The sequence below is a fragment of the Avibacterium paragallinarum genome, assembly GCF_011765605.1.
GTDB classification, from domain to species: domain Bacteria; phylum Pseudomonadota; class Gammaproteobacteria; order Enterobacterales; family Pasteurellaceae; genus Avibacterium; species Avibacterium paragallinarum.
Map to the genome: position 1 here is coordinate 1,380,782 of NZ_CP050316.1, position 16,552 is coordinate 1,397,333.

At 44.0% G+C, this 16,552-nt stretch carries 15 protein-coding genes; 2 read left to right on the forward strand and 13 right to left on the reverse strand.

Translation table 11 applies throughout. The features are described 5' to 3' along the window. Positions 1-8 precede the first annotated feature (8 nt). From murD to lpxH, 13 genes are all read right to left on the reverse strand, one after another. Complete coding sequence (gene murD, locus HBL79_RS06495; protein ID WP_035687580.1) at positions 9-1,331, reverse strand: UDP-N-acetylmuramoyl-L-alanine--D-glutamate ligase; 1,323 nt, start codon at positions 1,329-1,331, stop codon at positions 9-11. A gap of 28 nt (positions 1,332-1,359) precedes the next feature. Beyond that, positions 1,360-2,442, reverse strand: coding sequence for a phospho-N-acetylmuramoyl-pentapeptide-transferase (gene mraY / locus HBL79_RS06500; RefSeq protein WP_035687582.1), 1,083 nt, complete (start codon positions 2,440-2,442; stop codon positions 1,360-1,362). Further along, positions 2,436-3,830, reverse strand: a complete 1,395-nt coding sequence (murF, locus tag HBL79_RS06505; protein WP_035687584.1) for a UDP-N-acetylmuramoyl-tripeptide--D-alanyl-D-alanine ligase — start codon at positions 3,828-3,830, stop codon at positions 2,436-2,438. The genes mraY and murF overlap by 7 nt, the downstream gene beginning before the upstream one ends. Continuing rightward, complete coding sequence (murE, locus tag HBL79_RS06510) at positions 3,827-5,302, reverse strand: UDP-N-acetylmuramoyl-L-alanyl-D-glutamate--2,6-diaminopimelate ligase (RefSeq protein ID WP_035687586.1); 1,476 nt, start codon at positions 5,300-5,302, stop codon at positions 3,827-3,829. Before murE ends, murF begins: the two co-directional genes overlap by 4 nt. A gap of 21 nt (positions 5,303-5,323) precedes the next feature. Next, positions 5,324-7,126: a peptidoglycan glycosyltransferase FtsI gene (gene ftsI, locus HBL79_RS06515; protein WP_035687588.1), complete on the reverse strand. Its 1,803-nt coding sequence runs from the start codon at positions 7,124-7,126 to the stop codon at positions 5,324-5,326. Between the two features lie 12 nt (positions 7,127-7,138). Further along, a complete protein-coding gene (gene ftsL, locus HBL79_RS06520) occupies positions 7,139-7,459 on the reverse strand; it encodes a cell division protein FtsL (protein WP_035687590.1) in 321 nt (106 codons plus the stop codon). 2 nt (positions 7,460-7,461) lie between these two features. Further along, positions 7,462-8,427: a 16S rRNA (cytosine(1402)-N(4))-methyltransferase RsmH gene (gene rsmH, locus HBL79_RS06525; protein ID WP_035687663.1), complete on the reverse strand. Its 966-nt coding sequence runs from the start codon at positions 8,425-8,427 to the stop codon at positions 7,462-7,464. Between the two features lie 123 nt (positions 8,428-8,550). Continuing rightward, complete coding sequence (mraZ, locus tag HBL79_RS06530) at positions 8,551-9,009, reverse strand: division/cell wall cluster transcriptional repressor MraZ (RefSeq protein WP_017805964.1); 459 nt, start codon at positions 9,007-9,009, stop codon at positions 8,551-8,553. Between the two features lie 472 nt (positions 9,010-9,481). Next, entirely contained in the window at positions 9,482-9,640 is a 159-nt protein-coding gene (locus HBL79_RS06535) for a DUF5363 domain-containing protein (protein WP_017807162.1), read from the reverse strand. A 63-nt stretch (positions 9,641-9,703) separates the two neighbouring features. Then, positions 9,704-11,644 (reverse strand): tRNA(Met) cytidine acetyltransferase TmcA, encoded by a 1,941-nt coding sequence (locus tag HBL79_RS06540; protein WP_035687593.1) that lies wholly within the window; start codon positions 11,642-11,644, stop codon positions 9,704-9,706. Between the two features lie 2 nt (positions 11,645-11,646). Continuing rightward, positions 11,647-12,114 carry an rRNA maturation RNase YbeY gene (gene ybeY / locus HBL79_RS06545; protein ID WP_035687596.1) on the reverse strand — a complete coding sequence of 156 codons (468 nt, stop codon included), beginning with the start codon at positions 12,112-12,114 and terminating at the stop codon, positions 11,647-11,649. 10 nt (positions 12,115-12,124) lie between these two features. Next, positions 12,125-13,228, reverse strand: a complete 1,104-nt coding sequence (locus HBL79_RS06550) for a PhoH family protein (RefSeq protein WP_035687599.1) — start codon at positions 13,226-13,228, stop codon at positions 12,125-12,127. A gap of 246 nt (positions 13,229-13,474) precedes the next feature. After that, positions 13,475-14,203, reverse strand: coding sequence for a UDP-2,3-diacylglucosamine diphosphatase (lpxH, locus tag HBL79_RS06555; protein ID WP_017807166.1), 729 nt, complete (start codon positions 14,201-14,203; stop codon positions 13,475-13,477). Between the two features lie 123 nt (positions 14,204-14,326). Between lpxH and HBL79_RS06560 the strand changes: the two genes are divergently transcribed. Beyond that, positions 14,327-15,061, forward strand: a complete 735-nt coding sequence (locus tag HBL79_RS06560; protein WP_035687602.1) for a 1-acylglycerol-3-phosphate O-acyltransferase — start codon at positions 14,327-14,329, stop codon at positions 15,059-15,061. A 1-nt stretch (position 15,062) separates the two neighbouring features. Continuing rightward, positions 15,063-16,472: a multicopper oxidase domain-containing protein gene (locus tag HBL79_RS06565; protein WP_035687665.1), complete on the forward strand. Its 1,410-nt coding sequence runs from the start codon at positions 15,063-15,065 to the stop codon at positions 16,470-16,472. Positions 16,473-16,552 lie beyond the last annotated feature (80 nt).

Sequence of the window (16,552 nt, forward strand, 5' to 3'; positions counted from 1 at the left end):
CTTATTCTCTAGCTTAATTTGGCTAAGCGGGTAAATTCTTCACCGCGTTTTTCAAAAGAGGCAAATTGATCCAAGCTCGCACAAGCAGGCGAAAGCAAGACCATATCCCCTGCCACTAAGTGCGGTCGGAAAGCCTCAATGGCTTGCTCCATTGTGGCAAATAATTGGCTTTGGGCGGATAAGGCGGCGAGCTGTTCGCCATCTTGTCCAAAGCAGTAACAATAAATGTGCGGTTGGTTAATCAACGCCGCCAGTTCGGAAAAATCCGCCCCTTTGCCGTCGCCACCGAGCAATAAATAGAGTTTGCCAGCCACTTGTAAGCCCGTTAAAGCGGCAACGGTGCTACCTACATTGGTGGCTTTGGAATCGTTGATCCAACGCACGCCGTTAGCGAAATGGGCGAGTTGAAAGCGGTGATCTAAGCCCGTAAATTCGCGAAGTGCGGTGCAAATTCCGTGTAAATTTATCCCCGCACTTTGTGCCAAAGCGATCGCGGCAAGGGCGTTCAAATAGTTATGGCGCCCCGTTAATTTCATTTCATCGCAAGGCAAGATCATTTCATCGTATGCCATTAAATATTGCTTGTCGTTTTCGGTTTTTAACCAATAATCCGCGTTCTGCTCACCAAAATATACTTGTTTTTGTACCGCACTTTTATTCTCATTTTGATCTGAGGGCAAGGTAAGCGAATCTTCACTATTCACCACCATTGTTTGGCAATGATGATAAATTTTGAGTTTCGCTTGGCGATAATCTTCCAAATCCACATAGCGGTTCATATGATCTTCGCTCACATTCAGCACGGTAGCGGCAATGGCTTGCAAGCTGTAAGTGGTTTCCAGTTGAAAACTCGACAGCTCAAGCACATAGATGTCATTGCCTTGATTGAGCAACGATAGGGAAGGAATGCCGATATTTCCACCCATTCCCACCGTTAAGCCCGCTGCTTTCGCCATTTCTGCCACCAGTGTGGTAACAGTGCTTTTGCCGTTTGAACCTGTGATGGCGATAATTGGCTTGTCCGCTTCACAGCAGAACAATTCAATATCGCCCACCACTTCCACGCCTGCTTGAAGTGCGGTCTGAATTTCAGGCGTTTTTACCGCAAGCCCTGGGCTGATGACAATCATATCGCTTTCCAACAGCCATTGCTGATTCAGCCCGCCCGTATGCACCGCAACAGAGGGCGGTAGTTGCTCGATCCCCGCAGGCGTTGGGCGGGTGTCCATTACTCGCACATTGGCTTGACGGGCGAGCAGAAAGTCCACGCAAGACAGCCCCGTTTTGCCTAAACCGATAACGCAGATATTTTTATGCTGATATGGACTCATTGTTTTCCCCACCCTCTTTTTTAGTTTTTTAACGTAACTTCAAGGTAACCAAACCAAGCAACACCAACATTAGCGAGATAATCCAAAAGCGGATAATCACACGCGGTTCGGGCCAGCCTTTTAATTCAAAATGATGATGAATCGGTGCCATTCGGAAAATACGTTGCTTACGCAATTTGTATGATCCCACTTGCAAAATCACTGAGAGGGTTTCAATTACAAACACTCCGCCCATAATCACCAATAAAAACTCTTGTCGTACCAACACGGCGATCACGCCCAACGCTCCGCCGAGGGCAAGCGATCCCACATCGCCCATAAACACTTGTGCGGGATAAGTATTAAACCAAAGGAAGCCTAGCCCAGCCCCGACAATCGCGGTACAGAACACTACCAGTTCAGAGGTGTATTTAATGTGCGGAATGTATAAATAGCTCGACCATTCCACATTCCCCGTCGCCCACGCGATTAAGGCGAACGCTCCTGCTACAAAGACCGTTGGCATAATCGCCAAGCCGTCTAAGCCGTCAGTTAAGTTCACCGCGTTACTTGTGCCAACAATCACAAAATACGCCAACACAATATAGAACAAGCCCAGTTGCGGCATTATTTCTTTGAAGAATGGCACAACAAGGCGAGTGGCATTGGTATCTTTGCCGATGGCATACATTCCAAACACGGCAATTAACGCAATGGCAGATAACCAAAAATATTTCCAACGTGCGATCAAGCCATCGGTATTTTTACGCGTGATTTTGCGGTAATCGTCCACAAAACCCACCGCACCATAACCTAATAGCACAAATAAGCTGAACCAAATATAAGGATTGGCTAAATTCGCCCACAGCAAGGTGCTGATAGTAATAGCGAACAAAATCATAATGCCGCCCATTGTTGGCGTGCCTTTTTTGCTCAAATGGCTTTCAGGCCCGTCGTTACGCACCTCTTGCCCAAATTTGAGAATTTGCAAACGGCGGATCACCTTTGGACCCACCCACAAAGAAATCAACAGTGCGGTCAATAAAGCCAAGATCGCACGCACGGTAATATAAGAAATGACATTAAAGCCACTGTGATATTGCTGGAGATATTCCGCGAGCCAAACTAACATTGGAAGCTATCCTTTAATAATTCAATTACATTTTCTAACTGCATTCGGCGAGAGCCTTTGGCTAACAGCACCACGTTTTGATTTTGCGATAATTTTTCTGCAATTAACGGACGAATAAAATCCACTAATTGCTCTTGATCGGTGAAGTGCATTCCGCCGCATTGGGCTGAAATTTCCGCACTGTGTTCGCCATAGCTCACCACATAATCAAGCTGTGCCGCTTTTGCCGCCTCGCCCACTTGCTGATGACAAAACTGCGTATTTTCGCCTAATTCCGCCATATCGCCAACCACTAAAATACGAAAAGCGGGATATTTTTGTAACACTTGAATGGCGGATTGCAAAGAATCCACATTGGCGTTATAGGTATCATCAAGTAACAACAAGTTATCGCACGGCTGGAGAGGGAACAAACGCCCTTTCACTTTTGTGCCTTTTGCTAAGCCTTGTTGTACATCAGCAAGCGTTGCCCCCACACTCATCGCCAACGCGGCAGCAGCTAGGGCATTGCTGATGTTATGCTCGCCCAAATAAGGCAGGGTGATCGCCACGTTTCCTTGCGGGCTGTGCAAAATAAAATGCGAGCCTTGCTCATTAAGCTGAATGTCTGAAGCATAAAAATCTGCCGCAGAATTTGCCAAAGAAAATGACCGCACTTGATGATCGCCGATATTTTTCTGCCAATCATCAAGATAATGGCAATCTAAATTAATCAATGCGATACCTTGCGAAGCCAGCCCTTGATAGATTTCGCTTTTCGCCTGAGCCACACCTTCAAGGCTGCCAAAGCCCTCTAAATGAGCAGCGGCAACGTTATTCACCATTGCCACGTTAGGACTCACTAAGTTTGTGGTATAAGCAATTTCGCCAAGGTGATTTGCCCCTAGCTCAATCACCGCAAATTTATGCTGTGGAGTTAAACGCAATAAGGTGAGCGGCACGCCGATGTCATTATTAAAATTGCCCTGCGTGAATAAAACTTGCTCAGAACTGACCGAACTTTGTTGCAAAATGGACGCGGTCATTTCTTTCACCGTGGTTTTGCCTGATGAGCCCGTAATCGCTACGGTTAAAGGGTTAATTTCCGCCTTGAGCCATTGCCCTAAGCGACCTAACGCCAAGCGGGTATCTGCCACCACAATTTGCGGCACGCTGTACGAGGCTTCAAGCTCGCATTGATGATCTACGACCGCAGCCAACGCCCCTTGTTTTACCGCTTCGGCTAAATATTGATGCCCGTCAAAACGTTCACCTCGTAAGGCAAAAAACAGCCCTTGCAGGTTGGCTTGGCGAGTGTCGGTGCTGACATTTTCAATCGCAATGTCGCCATCGCCGTAAAGCGTGCCGTGGAGTATTTCAGCTAATTGCTGCGTGGTTAATTTAATCATTTTGTTTCACTAAAATATTGTTTTACGGTTTCTTGATCGGAAAATGGCAACTTCGTTGTGCCGATAATTTGGTAATCCTCGTGTCCTTTGCCCGCAATCAGCACCACATCTTGCGGTTGTGCAAGGCTCAAGGCGTAACGAATGGCAAGATCCCGCTGATGAATGATCGCCACCTTATCCGCGTTCTCAAAACCTGATTGAATGTCTTGCATAATGACGGCGGGATCTTCCGTGCGAGGGTTGTCATCAGTAACGATTACGCGATCGGCAAACTGCTCCGCAATGCGTGCCATTTGTGGGCGTTTTCCCCTGTCGCGATCACCGCCACAGCCAAACACACAATAAAGCTCGCCCTCACAATGTAAACGGGCGGCTTGCAAGGCTTTTTCTAAGGCATCTGGCGTATGAGCATAATCCACAATCGCGGTGGCTTGCTCTGGTGTGGTCAAGCGTTCCATTCTCCCCAAAACGCCCTGTAATAGCACCGCACTTTCACACAGTGCTGGCAGTTCATAACCTAAAGCGAGCAGGCTAGCAAAAGCGAACAGTAAATTATTCACATTAAATGCTCCAATTAGAGGACTATGTAATTCGCCCTTTCCCCAGCTTGAAGCGAAGCGAATTGTCGCCCCGTGCTGATGAAACTGGATTTGCTCCGCTTTTAGCCATTGTTGATGTTGCGGTTGGAAATCCGCTTGGCAACTCACCGCAATGGCATCAGGCAAGTTTTGTAGCCATTGTTCACCCACTGGATCATCTGCGTTGATCACTTTGTGCTGACAATCCAATTCATTGAATAAACGGAATTTTGCCGCCGCATAATTTTCCATTGTGTGGTGATAATCCAAATGATCACGGCTCAAATTGGTGAAGATCGCCACCGCGAATTTTAAAGCTTCCACACGATGTTGCACCAAGCCGTGTGAGGACACTTCAATAGCGGCAAAATCTGCTCTCGCCTGTACAAACTCCGCTAGCGTTTTTTGAATTTCGATCGCTGAACCTGTGGTGTTCGCCGCTTCTTTGATTTGCCCCAATAGCCCGTTGCCGATCGTTCCCATTACCGCACTACGATGTCCGAGCAACGTCGTCCATTGAGCTAAAAGCTGTGCCACGGTGGTTTTACCGTTCGTTCCCGTTACGCCAGCCAATGTGAGCTGATGAGAAGGCTCGCCATAAAACGCCCCTGCAATCGCCGACAAATGCTTAGGCAATGCGTAATAAGCAATCATCGGAACGCCTTGCTCCATTTGCACAGTTAAATGCTGTTCTGGAAAATCGGCTTCAAAAAGCACCGCACTTGTTCCATTGCTAATCGCTTGCGAAATGTAGTTTCTGCCGTCCGTTTGATGCCCTTTTATTGCAACGAAAAGACAGCCAGTCTTTGCAGAGCGGCTGTCTAGGGTCATTTCTTTTAACTCAACCTCTTGCGGCAACGGGGCGATGCCTAAAAGTGCGGTGAGATTTTTCATTGGTTTTTCCTTTCTCAGAAGCTAATTGGTGGTTTCATCTTTTTTCTGATTATTCAGTCGCACCGTGCGTTTCGCCACTTTTTGCGGCTCAACCGCATCAGGTGGCACGTTATTCATTCGCAAGGCATACCCCATAATATTGGAGAACAGCGGTGCGGAAACTGCCCCACCGTAATATTGCCCCGCTTTCGGATCGTTAATCAGCACGATCAAGGCATAGCGAGGGTTGCTAATCGGCGCGACCCCTGCGGTGTAAGCAATATATTTATCCACATATCGCCCATTTTCGATTTTTTTCGCCGTCCCTGTTTTGATCCCAACGCGGTAGCCTTCCACCATCGCTTTTTTGTTTTTGATCGCCACTTTTTCCATCATATTCACTACTTCACGGGTAATTTTTTCGGGGAACACACGCTGTCCGATCACAGGCGGATCAACTTTGGTAATGGATAACGGACGGTAAATCCCAAAACTGCCCAAAGTAACATAGGCACGGGCGATTTGCAGTGGCGTGGCGTTGATCCCGTAGCCATAAGCCACGTTGGCACGCTCAATGTCCGCCCAGCGTTTGCGATCTGCATTTAAAATCCCCGATTGTTCACCGATTAAACCTAGCTCAGTGGGTTTACCCAGCCCCGCATTTTTGTAAGTTTCCATTAACGCACTTGGCGGCATACGCAAGGCTAAACGGCTCACCCCGCGGTTACTGGAGTTTTCCAAAATTTCATCAAGGGTTTGGCGATCTCGTGGGGCAACGTCTTTCACTTCGTGTCCGTTTAGCACGAGCGGGCCCGTGTTAATCACTTCATCGCGGCGAACCGCACCCCGTTGAAGTGCGGTTAAAACCACGAAGGGTTTTACTGTTGAACCTGGCTCAAAGGTGTCTGTAATCGCACGGTTTCGCATTAAATCCGCTTTCACCCCTGTGCGGTTATTTGGGTTGTATGACGGGGCATTCACCATCGCCAGCACTTCCCCCGTGCGAATATCCACTAACACCGCTGAGCCTGATTCTGCTTTGTTCTCTGAAACCGCTTTTTTGATTTCACGATACACCATTGATTGCAATTTTTCATCAATGCTTAGGGTAACATTATGGGCATCGTATTTTTTGACATCGGCGATTTCTTCGACAACGTGGCCCAATTTATCTTTGCGGTAAGTGCGAGAGCCTGATTTTCCCACTAATAAGGAATTAAAACTTTTTTCAATGCCCTCAATGCCCTCGCCGTCAATATTGGTATAACCGATCAAATGGGCGGTTTCTTCTACGCGAGGATAAAAGCGGCGAGCTTCCGTTTTTAGCACTAAGCCTTTGATTTTTAATTGTTTGACATAATCTGCCACCGTTGGAGAAACTTGGCGTGCTAAATAAACAAAGCGGGCAGAGGGGGATTTTTCAATTTTTTTGATTAAGTCTTTGTACGGCACGTTTAAAGATTTCGCCAATAAACGCCAGCGATCTTTATCTTGCAAGGCATTTTCTTCAAAGACCACTTTGGGATCGACCACAACCGAATACATCGGCACGCTCACTGAAAGCAACTGCCCGTTACGATCTAAAATAGATCCGCGTACCGAAAGCACTTGCTGGGTGCGAACGGAACGTTTATCCGCTTCCGTTGAAAGGGGATCAGAGTTGATCACTTGCACGCTCGCCGCTTTTGCTACTAAAATAATCAGTAAGATCCCCACCATTGCAACGGCGATATTAAAACGTTTTTTGATAAAGCTACTTTCAAAAGTAACTTTCGGCTTATTACGGCGTACCGCACTTCCCTTGTTATTCGTCAGGAGTTTGGCTTTATTATTTTTTTTAATCATCACCCTGCCTCATTATTCAACCAACAACACTTCTTGCTCTGGAGAAACCATTTTCATTGCTAATTTTCCCCTCGCAATAGCTTCCACCCGCGTATTATCGCTTTGCGTTGCTTCTTCTAATTTTAAATTTAATGCTTCATTTTCTAAGGCTTGAATTTGTAAAATCAGCTCACCTTTTTCCGCAATGAGCCCGCGTGTTTGGTGCGTAATCCAAATCGTTCCCAACGCACTCACTAAAACGACGATAAACAAAAACAGCACCAATTTATTTGATGCAAAAAGGTCTTCTAAAAGAATTTGGCGTAGCGGGTAGCGTTCTGAGTTATCCAACATCGTTATAATTTCTCCGCAACACGCAACACCGCACTTCGAGAACGGGCATTTTGAGCAATTTCTTGCTCTGTCGGCATAATGGCTTTGCCAATGGTTTTCAAGGTTTGGCTACGCTGAATTTGATCTTCACGCAAAGGCAAGCCTTTCGGCAGACTTTCCCCTTTGCTCTGCTTACGCATAAAGTGCTTCACCATACGATCTTCAAGGGAATGAAAGCTAATAATCGACAATCGCCCTTGTGGAGCAAGCACTTGCAACGCACCCTCTAGCACCCGTTCTAATTCGTCTAATTCCGCATTAATAAAAATGCGAATCGCCTGAAAACTGCGAGTTGCGGGGTGTTTATGCTTATCTTTGAAAGGAACGGATTGAGCAATCAATTCCGCCAGTTGCAAGGTACGGCTCAGCGGTTCAGTGCCATTTTGCAATGCGATTTTATTATAATTAACAATGGCTTGTGCAATGCGTTTGGCGAAGCGTTCTTCGCCAAAGGTTTTCAGCACCCACGCAAGATCCTGCTCTGAAACCTGCTGTAACCATTGTGCCGCCGACAAGCCTTGCGTAGTATCCATTCGCATATCCAAAAGCCCATCTTTCATAAAACTAAAGCCACGTTCCGCTTCATCTAATTGCGGAGAGGAAACGCCAAGATCGAGCAAAATCCCATCAATCTTGCCAACCAAACCCAACTTTTCACAAATTTCAGGAATTGCTGAGAAGCTATTATGCTCAATATGAAAACGCGGATCTTGGATCTGCTGTGCCGCTGCAATCGCTCGCGGATCGCGATCAATGGCGATTAACCTGCCGTCTTGAGCCAAGCGAGATAAAATAAGCCGAGAATGACCGCCACGCCCAAAAGTGCCATCAATATAAATGCCTTTTTCTTTCAATGCCAAGCCGTCCACCGCCTCAGTAAGCAAAACGGTGAAATGTTCTGGTGAAGAAAAAAGGTTTTGAGCGTTCATCATTATTTATAAAATGCTGCTTATTAACAATAACTATTTGATTAATATAGGATAATTCGGCGTACTCAGTACGCCGATTATCTCTGCTAGTGTCGCTGTAATTTTCTGGAAGCTAGCCTTCTCTTATAACGACAGCGTAATTAATTCTGGAGATTGTGCAAGCTGTCCACTTGCACCAAGAGCCATATCTTGCTGAATTTGAGCTTGCCATTCAACGTCGCTCCAAATTTCAAATTTATTCAACTGCCCAACAAGCATCGTGCTTTTTTCAAGTTTCGCGTGCTGACGCAAAGGCGCACTAATCAACACCCGCCCGACACTATCCAACTCGCATTCGGTTGCATAGCCCAACATCACACGTTGCAAACTGCGTTGCACAGGATCAAAATTTGATAACGCAAGCAATTTTTGTTCAACAATTTCCCATTCATCTAAGGGATAGAGCAGTAAACAAGGTTGGCGAATATCCACCGTGCAAACCATCTGACCGTTATTTTTTTCTAAAATCTCCGCACGATAACGCGTAGGAATAGCAAGCCGTCCCTTTGAATCCAGATTGACTGATGATGCCCCTCGAAACATAGTATGCGTTCTCTTAAACTGCGGTCAGTTTTTTGCTTAAATTTTGCAGTTTTTACCACAAAACACCACTTTTTACCACTTTTGCTAAGTTTAGTCTGACTTCGCCTAAGTTGCAAGCAGTTTGATCGGTTGTAATGTAAAGTTTTGTATAGAAGAATTGCTGTTTGTTTTTTAAATCAAATGGATAGAGGCATTGATTTGGTTTATTGGGTCGTTTAAAGTGCGGTAGGATTTTAAGGGTGTTTTTATTCTTTGGGGAAATTAGAAAAAATGGTATTAGAAAACACCGCTCTTTTTATGAGCTAGAACACTAGGAATAGTGAATGTTTCTATTTTCATAGAGCGAAATCCGTAGAGGCGTATCGCATACGCCTCGTCATTATGCTGTATTTTTACTATTTTTATTTATCGAACGATTACTTAACTGATTAAATTAAATATAAAAACTGCGTCCACACTATCACCAATAGCATTATTTGTCCGCCTCTTTCTCTTTTTTCGGTGGATCTTCATCGAATTTCACCACAGGAACACAGCTACGGCACGCTCCTTGGTCGATTCCAAGCTCTTTGCAAAACTCGCTGTATTTATCCCATAATCTTCTAAATAAGCCTTTTTGTTTTTCTGTCATTGTTTTCCCTCCACAATGCAATGCCAACTTTAAGTTTAAAATCATAGGCTATCATAAAAGAATTTATGGCTTTTGCAATAGCTGTTTTACCTCCGCACGACAAGCCTGTAACCATTGTTTTTTGCCTGTTGTGGGCGGGCTTTTGAGCTGACAATAGTGGGATAATAACGGCATTTTATCCGGCTCTACCGTAGCGAGTAATCGCCGAATTGCGGGAATGGTTGCGGCAAGGCTACGTTGGTAATAGGTAAAATAATGTAAGGCGTTGCGATCCTGTAGATTGAGCGTCCAATCCAACGGCAGGGAAGCCAATTTTTCCGCCATAGGGTGGAAAGCTAGCCCAATGTCCCGTTGAAATTGGGTTTTGAGCTTGGCACAAAATGCCTTACCCGCGTGGCTCAGCCCTTTCACGCCAATCGCAGTGTAACAACCACTACTCGCCTCTTTATGTTCCCCCACATAAACCAGCTCGAATCCGCATTTCTGCCAAAAATACACCAGTTCCTCAGCATAGCCAAAACTTACAGAGAGAAAATCCACTGCCAGATTGTGATCCAACTCACCAATTAAACTTTGTCCAATGCCGTGATTTTGCCATTTCGGTTGTATGGCAATGCGAGAAATACGCAAGGATTTCAGCCGACACGCTGCTTCTTGCAAGCCATACTGACAAAGCATTTGTGCCACTAAATTGCCTTTCGGGCGGCGAACACCCTGCATAATGCTTTCGATAAGTGAAGCGTCCGCCATTCCGCCCTCTTCCAACAACCACGCCCCGCCGATCAAGTGGTGATCCGCCTTTGCGAGTAAAAATCGTTGCTTTGTGCCATCAAGTAAACGGCGGAGATCCACTGGAGAGGTTTTGTAATGTGCCAGCGTCAGCAAACCGTAAAAATCTTGATAATTCCCTTGGTGGAAAAGGGTTTGCTGAGTCTGCCACTGCAAGTCTATCGTTGCTTGCGAATAAAAATTCGGTTGGCTTAAATGCTCCTCTGCATTCAACAGCAGAAGATCTTCAACAAAGGGTTCGATGAGATCATCGGCTCGCCAACGCAATGGCTCTGTTAAAGTGAAATGTTGCAAAGTGCGGTCATTTTTTTGCATAAATTTCAGCCAAAACCCTCGCCCTGTGCCTTCATAACTCTGTACGGTGGTTGTACATAAAATATGCTGAAAACCTTGACAAAGCTGGCGAAGCAACGGTAAGGGGAGCATCGCTGCTTCATCAATAATCAACCAACGGGAGCGAAATAGCTCGGGGTTTTGTTGCAGTTTTTCCGCCAGTTCATCAGGGGCAATAAAATCCAAAGGCTTGGCGGAAAAATCTTGCAAAATTTGCACCGCACTTTTATTCGGGGCAGTAATGAGTACATTCGGCAAACGTGCCGCTAGCAATCCAGCCAACGCGGATTTTCCTCGCCCGCGTTTTGCGGTAATCACATTTATTGCTTTCGGAACAGTTAAGAGCTGCTCCAAAATTTGCTGTTGATCGATTGTGGCTAAATGAGAAACGGTTTGCGGCTTGCTATTAATCAATGGATTTGGCGGAACAAACTGTGCTGCGTTTTCCTGTTGATAAATGGGAAAACCGTATTTTTGCACGATCTGCTGAAAAAATTGTACAAAATTTGGCGTGGCAATCCCCTCTGGCACGCCGCTCCAGCGTTGGCTATCTAAATCAATTTGGTGGACTAACCTTTGCCAATGGTTAAAAAGCAAGAATAAGAAACCGCCCGCTTGCAACGTGCCTGCAGCAATGGCAAGGGTATCAAGGTTAAAGCTGTGCCGAGCATCGTAAAAAATCCATTGCTGTTCGCTGCCGAGCTGATTTTTCGCTTTGGAAAAAGGGATTGGCGTGATGGCTGGCAATGAAAAGAGCGGTGCAATATTTTCATCCAAAAAAAGCACCGCACTTTGTGCCGATAGCGAGGAGAATAACGGGGAAAGCTGGGCGTGTAGCCAATCATTATCCCCGCTTAATATAACAAGCTGACGAGGTTGCAAGGCTAGATTTTTTCCGTTAAATAGGGATCGGCAAAGCCCAGTTCTTGCATAATTTCTGTTTCGAGGCTTTCCATTTCCTCCGCTTCGTCGTCTTCAATATGGTCATAGCCAAGCAAATGCAAGCAACCGTGTACGACCATATGCGCCCAATGTGCCATCAGCGGTTTGCCTTGTTCTGCGGCTTCTCGTTCTACCACTTGGCGGCAAATGACTAAATCGCCAAGTAGCGGCAATTCCACCTCTTCGGGACATTCAAACGGAAAAGAAAGCACGTTCGTTGGGTAATCTTTACCGCGATAAGTGGTATTTAGCTGTTGGCTTTCCGCCTCGTCCACGATGCGAATAGTAATCTCAGGCTCAAGATTTTCCGCTTGAACCGCCGCTGTTGCCCATTGCTGAAACTGTTGTTCTGAGGGCAAATTTTCGCTATTTTCAGTCGCTATTTGTAAATCAATAATCACGGGTTTCATTTTGTGTTTCTCAGTTTGTTTCTTCTCGTTGGCTCTGGTTTTGTTCTTGTTGGCTATGCTCTTGTTGACGTAGCAAGGCACGTTCTTGGCGGCGGATTTCTTCTTTTTCGTCCCAAAGATCATAGGCTTGCACCACTTTAGCCACAACGGGGTGGCGAACAATATCTTTGCTCTCAAAATAATTAAAGCTCAATTCTGGCACGTTTTCTAACACTTCAATGGCGTGGCGTAAGCCCGATTTTTGGCTACGCGGTAAGTCAATTTGGGTGATGTCGCCCGTAATCACCGCTTTGGAATTGAAGCCTATCCGCGTTAAAAACATTTTCATTTGCTCTGTGGTGGTGTTTTGGCTTTCGTCTAAAATAATGAAGCTGTCATTGAGCGTCCGACCTCGCATATAAGCCAGCGGTGCAATTTCAATCACGTTGCGTTCCATTAATTTTTGCACTTTTTCAAAGCCGAGCATTTCAAATAACGCATCATAGAGCGGTCGTAAATAAGGCTCAATTTTCTGCCCTAAATCCCCAGGTAAAAAACCGAGTTTTTCCCCTGCTTCCACGGCAGGGCGAGTAAGCAAAATTCGGCGGATTTCTTGACGCTCTAGGGCTTCCACCGCTGCAGCAACCGCTAAAAAGGTTTTGCCCGTTCCCGCAGGCCCAATTCCAAAGCAAATGTCGTGGCGTAAAATATTATGCAAATATTGAATTTGATTTGCTCCACGCGGCTTAATTAAACCACGTTTCGTTTTGATCGTGGTTTGGTACACTTTTGGCACGGCATTTTGCTTTGTTTGCTCCGTGTCGTCTTGCAGTAACATTCGATTTTCCTGAATGGCTAAATGGACATCAGATAAATCAATTTCTTTTACCACACCACGCACAGGAGCGGTTTCCAAATAAAGCCGTTGAATTAATGCGGCGACTTTACTCAATAATTTTTCGTGATGCGGTTTTGGCGACTGTTCATTAAATTTGAGCGTAAAGGTAAAATTACGCCGTGCAATTTCTAAAGAAAACGCCTTTTCTATCAACTGGATATTTTCATCAAATGCCCCACACAGTGCCTGTAAACGGGCGTTATCTTGAGGGGTAAGCGTAATAATTAGACTAGACAAATTAAACACCTATTAAATAAAAATAAAGAATACCTTACAATAATCAACACACTTATAAGTTAGATTAGAGCTTCTTTTCTAAAACATCATATTTATACACTGTTTTTCTTATTTTATCTCAACAATATGATTAATGATTGTTCTACTTCCCAAATGAATAGCATAATAGGAATAATTACTCTATTTAATAAATCACCTCTATTATTTTAAGAAAATAGCACTATATTTATCAATAGATTATACCTTTCAACAAATCCCCTCCCTCCTCCTATTAATAAATTGTTTCCGATTGGGCATTACTTCCAATACTGATGATTTTTTTCCCCAATCACCAAGTACAATACGTTCAAAGTGCGGTGGAATTTTATGTTGATTTTGACGATGCGTATGACCGTGAATAAGTTGAGATACATTGAATTGTCGCATTATTTTTAATACAAACTCTTCGTTCACATCCATAATTTGATGGGGTTTATACTGCTTATCCTGCTTGCTTTTTGCTCTAATTTTCTCAGCAATTTTTAACCGCACTTTTAATGGAAGGTGTAAAAAAAGCCATTGTCGCCATTTTTGATGTACTTTTGTACGATAACGTTGATATGCCTCATCATCCGTGCAAAGCGTATCTCCATGGCAAAGCAACGTTGGCGTGCCATATAAATCTATCACTTGATAATCTGGTAAAAGCGTTAAACCACAAGATTGGGCAAATTTTTTACCAATTAAAAAATCTCGATTGCCACGTATAAAATAACACGCCACGCCTTTTTGCGTTAAAGTGCAAATTTGCTGTTTAACTAAATCAATAAGTGGAGATTGTTCATCATCGCCAATCCAGAAATCAAACAGATCGCCTAAAATATACAATTTTTCAGCATCTTTAGCCTGGGTTTGCATAAAATCCACAAAAAGGGCGGTTAAATCAGGGCGATTTTCGCTTAAATGTAAATCGGCAATAAAATAGGTTTTCGGCATAGCTTAGCTTATTTTTCCGCAATAAAAAATTGTTGGTTAGACTAGCATTTTTTTGGTGGATTGATACAAATATTTGCGAATTTTCGCTATACTTGTACAAATTTTTTTCCAAGGTGTGGATTTATGTTAAAACTTCTCCGAATTATTGTCATTACTCTATGTTGCATATTGATTTGTTTATGCGGCACGATTTATTCTCTTATTCGTTTTAGAAATCCAAGTAATGTCGGTGATGTTGCACGTTGGTTCGGGCGTTTGTATCCCCTGTTTGGTTTAACGGTAGAACATCGTTTTCCCGAACATGCCGAAACTGTTGGTCCTTGTATCTATATTGGCAATCATCAAAATAATTATGATATGGTAACCATTTCTTATATGGTTATGCCTCGCACGGTGAGTGTTGGGAAAAAGAGCCTGATTTGGATACCTTTTTTTGGCATTTTGTATTGGGCATCGGGGAATATTTTTTTAGATCGCGATAATCGTTCTAAAGCCCACAGCACAATGACACAACTTGCTGAACGTATCAACAAAGACAATCTTTCAATTTGGATGTTTCCAGAGGGGACACGTAGTCGAGGGCGTGGCTTATTACCATTCAAAACAGGGGCTTTTCACGCTGCCATTGCTGCGGGTGTGCCGATTGTGCCTGTGGTTTGTTCAACAACACATAATAAAATTAACCTTAATCGTTGTAAAAATGGAAAAGTAATTTGCGAAATGTTGCCCCCCATTGATACCTCTTCCTACACGAAAGACACTGTACGCGACTTAGCGAATTATTGCCATTCATTAATGGAACAAAAAATTAATGAACTTGATGCTGAAATTGCCGCTCAATCAAAATCAGCAAACTAAAATGAAGAAGATCTCTCGCCGTCAATTATTCAAAAATGCCCTGACTTTCGGGGCGTTTTCTACTATTCCAAATTCACTATGGGCTGCGACTCGCCAACCTTTACCGATTCCTCCCTTAATGGAAACCCGTCGAGGCAGACCTCTTTTTTTAGAAATGACTAGCGTGCGGATACCTCTTCAACAAGAAAAACAAACAGAAGTTTGGGGATTTAATGGTAATTATCTTGGCCCAACACTCAAAATGCGGCAAGGGGATTTTGCAAAATTAAACTATCGTAACAGCCTATCGCAAGTTGTCGCATTAGCCATTCAAGGATTACAAGTAGAAGGTGAAGCATTAGGTGGCATTTCTCATCCATTCAAACCGGGACAAAGCTGGGCGCCGATTTTACCAATTACCCAAGCCGCCTGTACTTGTTACTATTCCGCTTGCACACTGGGATATTCAGCTTATCAAACCTATCGAGGGTTACTCGGACTATGTATTATTGAAGATAAAAAAAGCCGTAAATCCAGTTTGCCGCAAAAATATGGAATTAACGATATTCCATTAATTTTGCAAGATATGCGGCTAAATGATGAAGGCGTGCAATTATTTCAACAAAACCGACCGCACTTTTTTGGTAATCGTTTATTTGTCAATGGACAGGAATCCCCTTATTTAGAAGTACCTCGTGGCTGGGTACGCTTGCGTTTACTTAACGCTTCCCTTTCCCGTCGTTATGAACTGCGTTTTGATGATGACCGTGATTTTCAACTCATCGCCCTTGATCAAGGCTTCTTGCCACAAGCTAAAACAATGAATGTTCTTTCTCTCTCACCAAGCGAACGTGCAGAAATTTTAGTCAATTTAAATGAAGGGGATAATACCACACTCATTGCGGGTAAAAAACGTAACATTTTCAGTAGAGTAACTGGTTTTTTCAGTGGTGAAAATGAACTCATCGACAATACTGTGCTAGAGCTTCGCCCACAAGGATTAAGTAATGCTTTCGAGCAACATACCGCAATGCAATTTAATACTGATGCACCGCAAAGCTTAAAAGCAAACATCAGCCAAGAGCGTCAATTTCACATTGATGCCGATAATGGAATGCTGAATCAACAGCGTTTTGATCCTAGACGTATTGATGTAAACACCCGCTTAGGTTCAATAGAACGCTGGATACTTACCTCTATCTCACCTACAGGATTTAAGATACAAGGGGCAAAATTTATTGTAGAAAGTATTAACGATAAGCCCATCTCAGACAGTGATATTGCTTGGAAAGACAGTCTATGGATTGAAGGTAAAGTACAAATTTTAGTTCGTTTTGAACACGCCTCTTCCAATAGCCACCCTTTTACATTTGGTGCTGCCGATTTAATTGCTGCAGATAAAGGTTGCTTAGGATTAATTGTAGTGCAGTAGCTCAGATAACCATAGGTTATGAAATAGTATCCATTGTTCTAAAAGTGCGGTTGAATTTTTGTGAGTTTTTTTGTTAAATC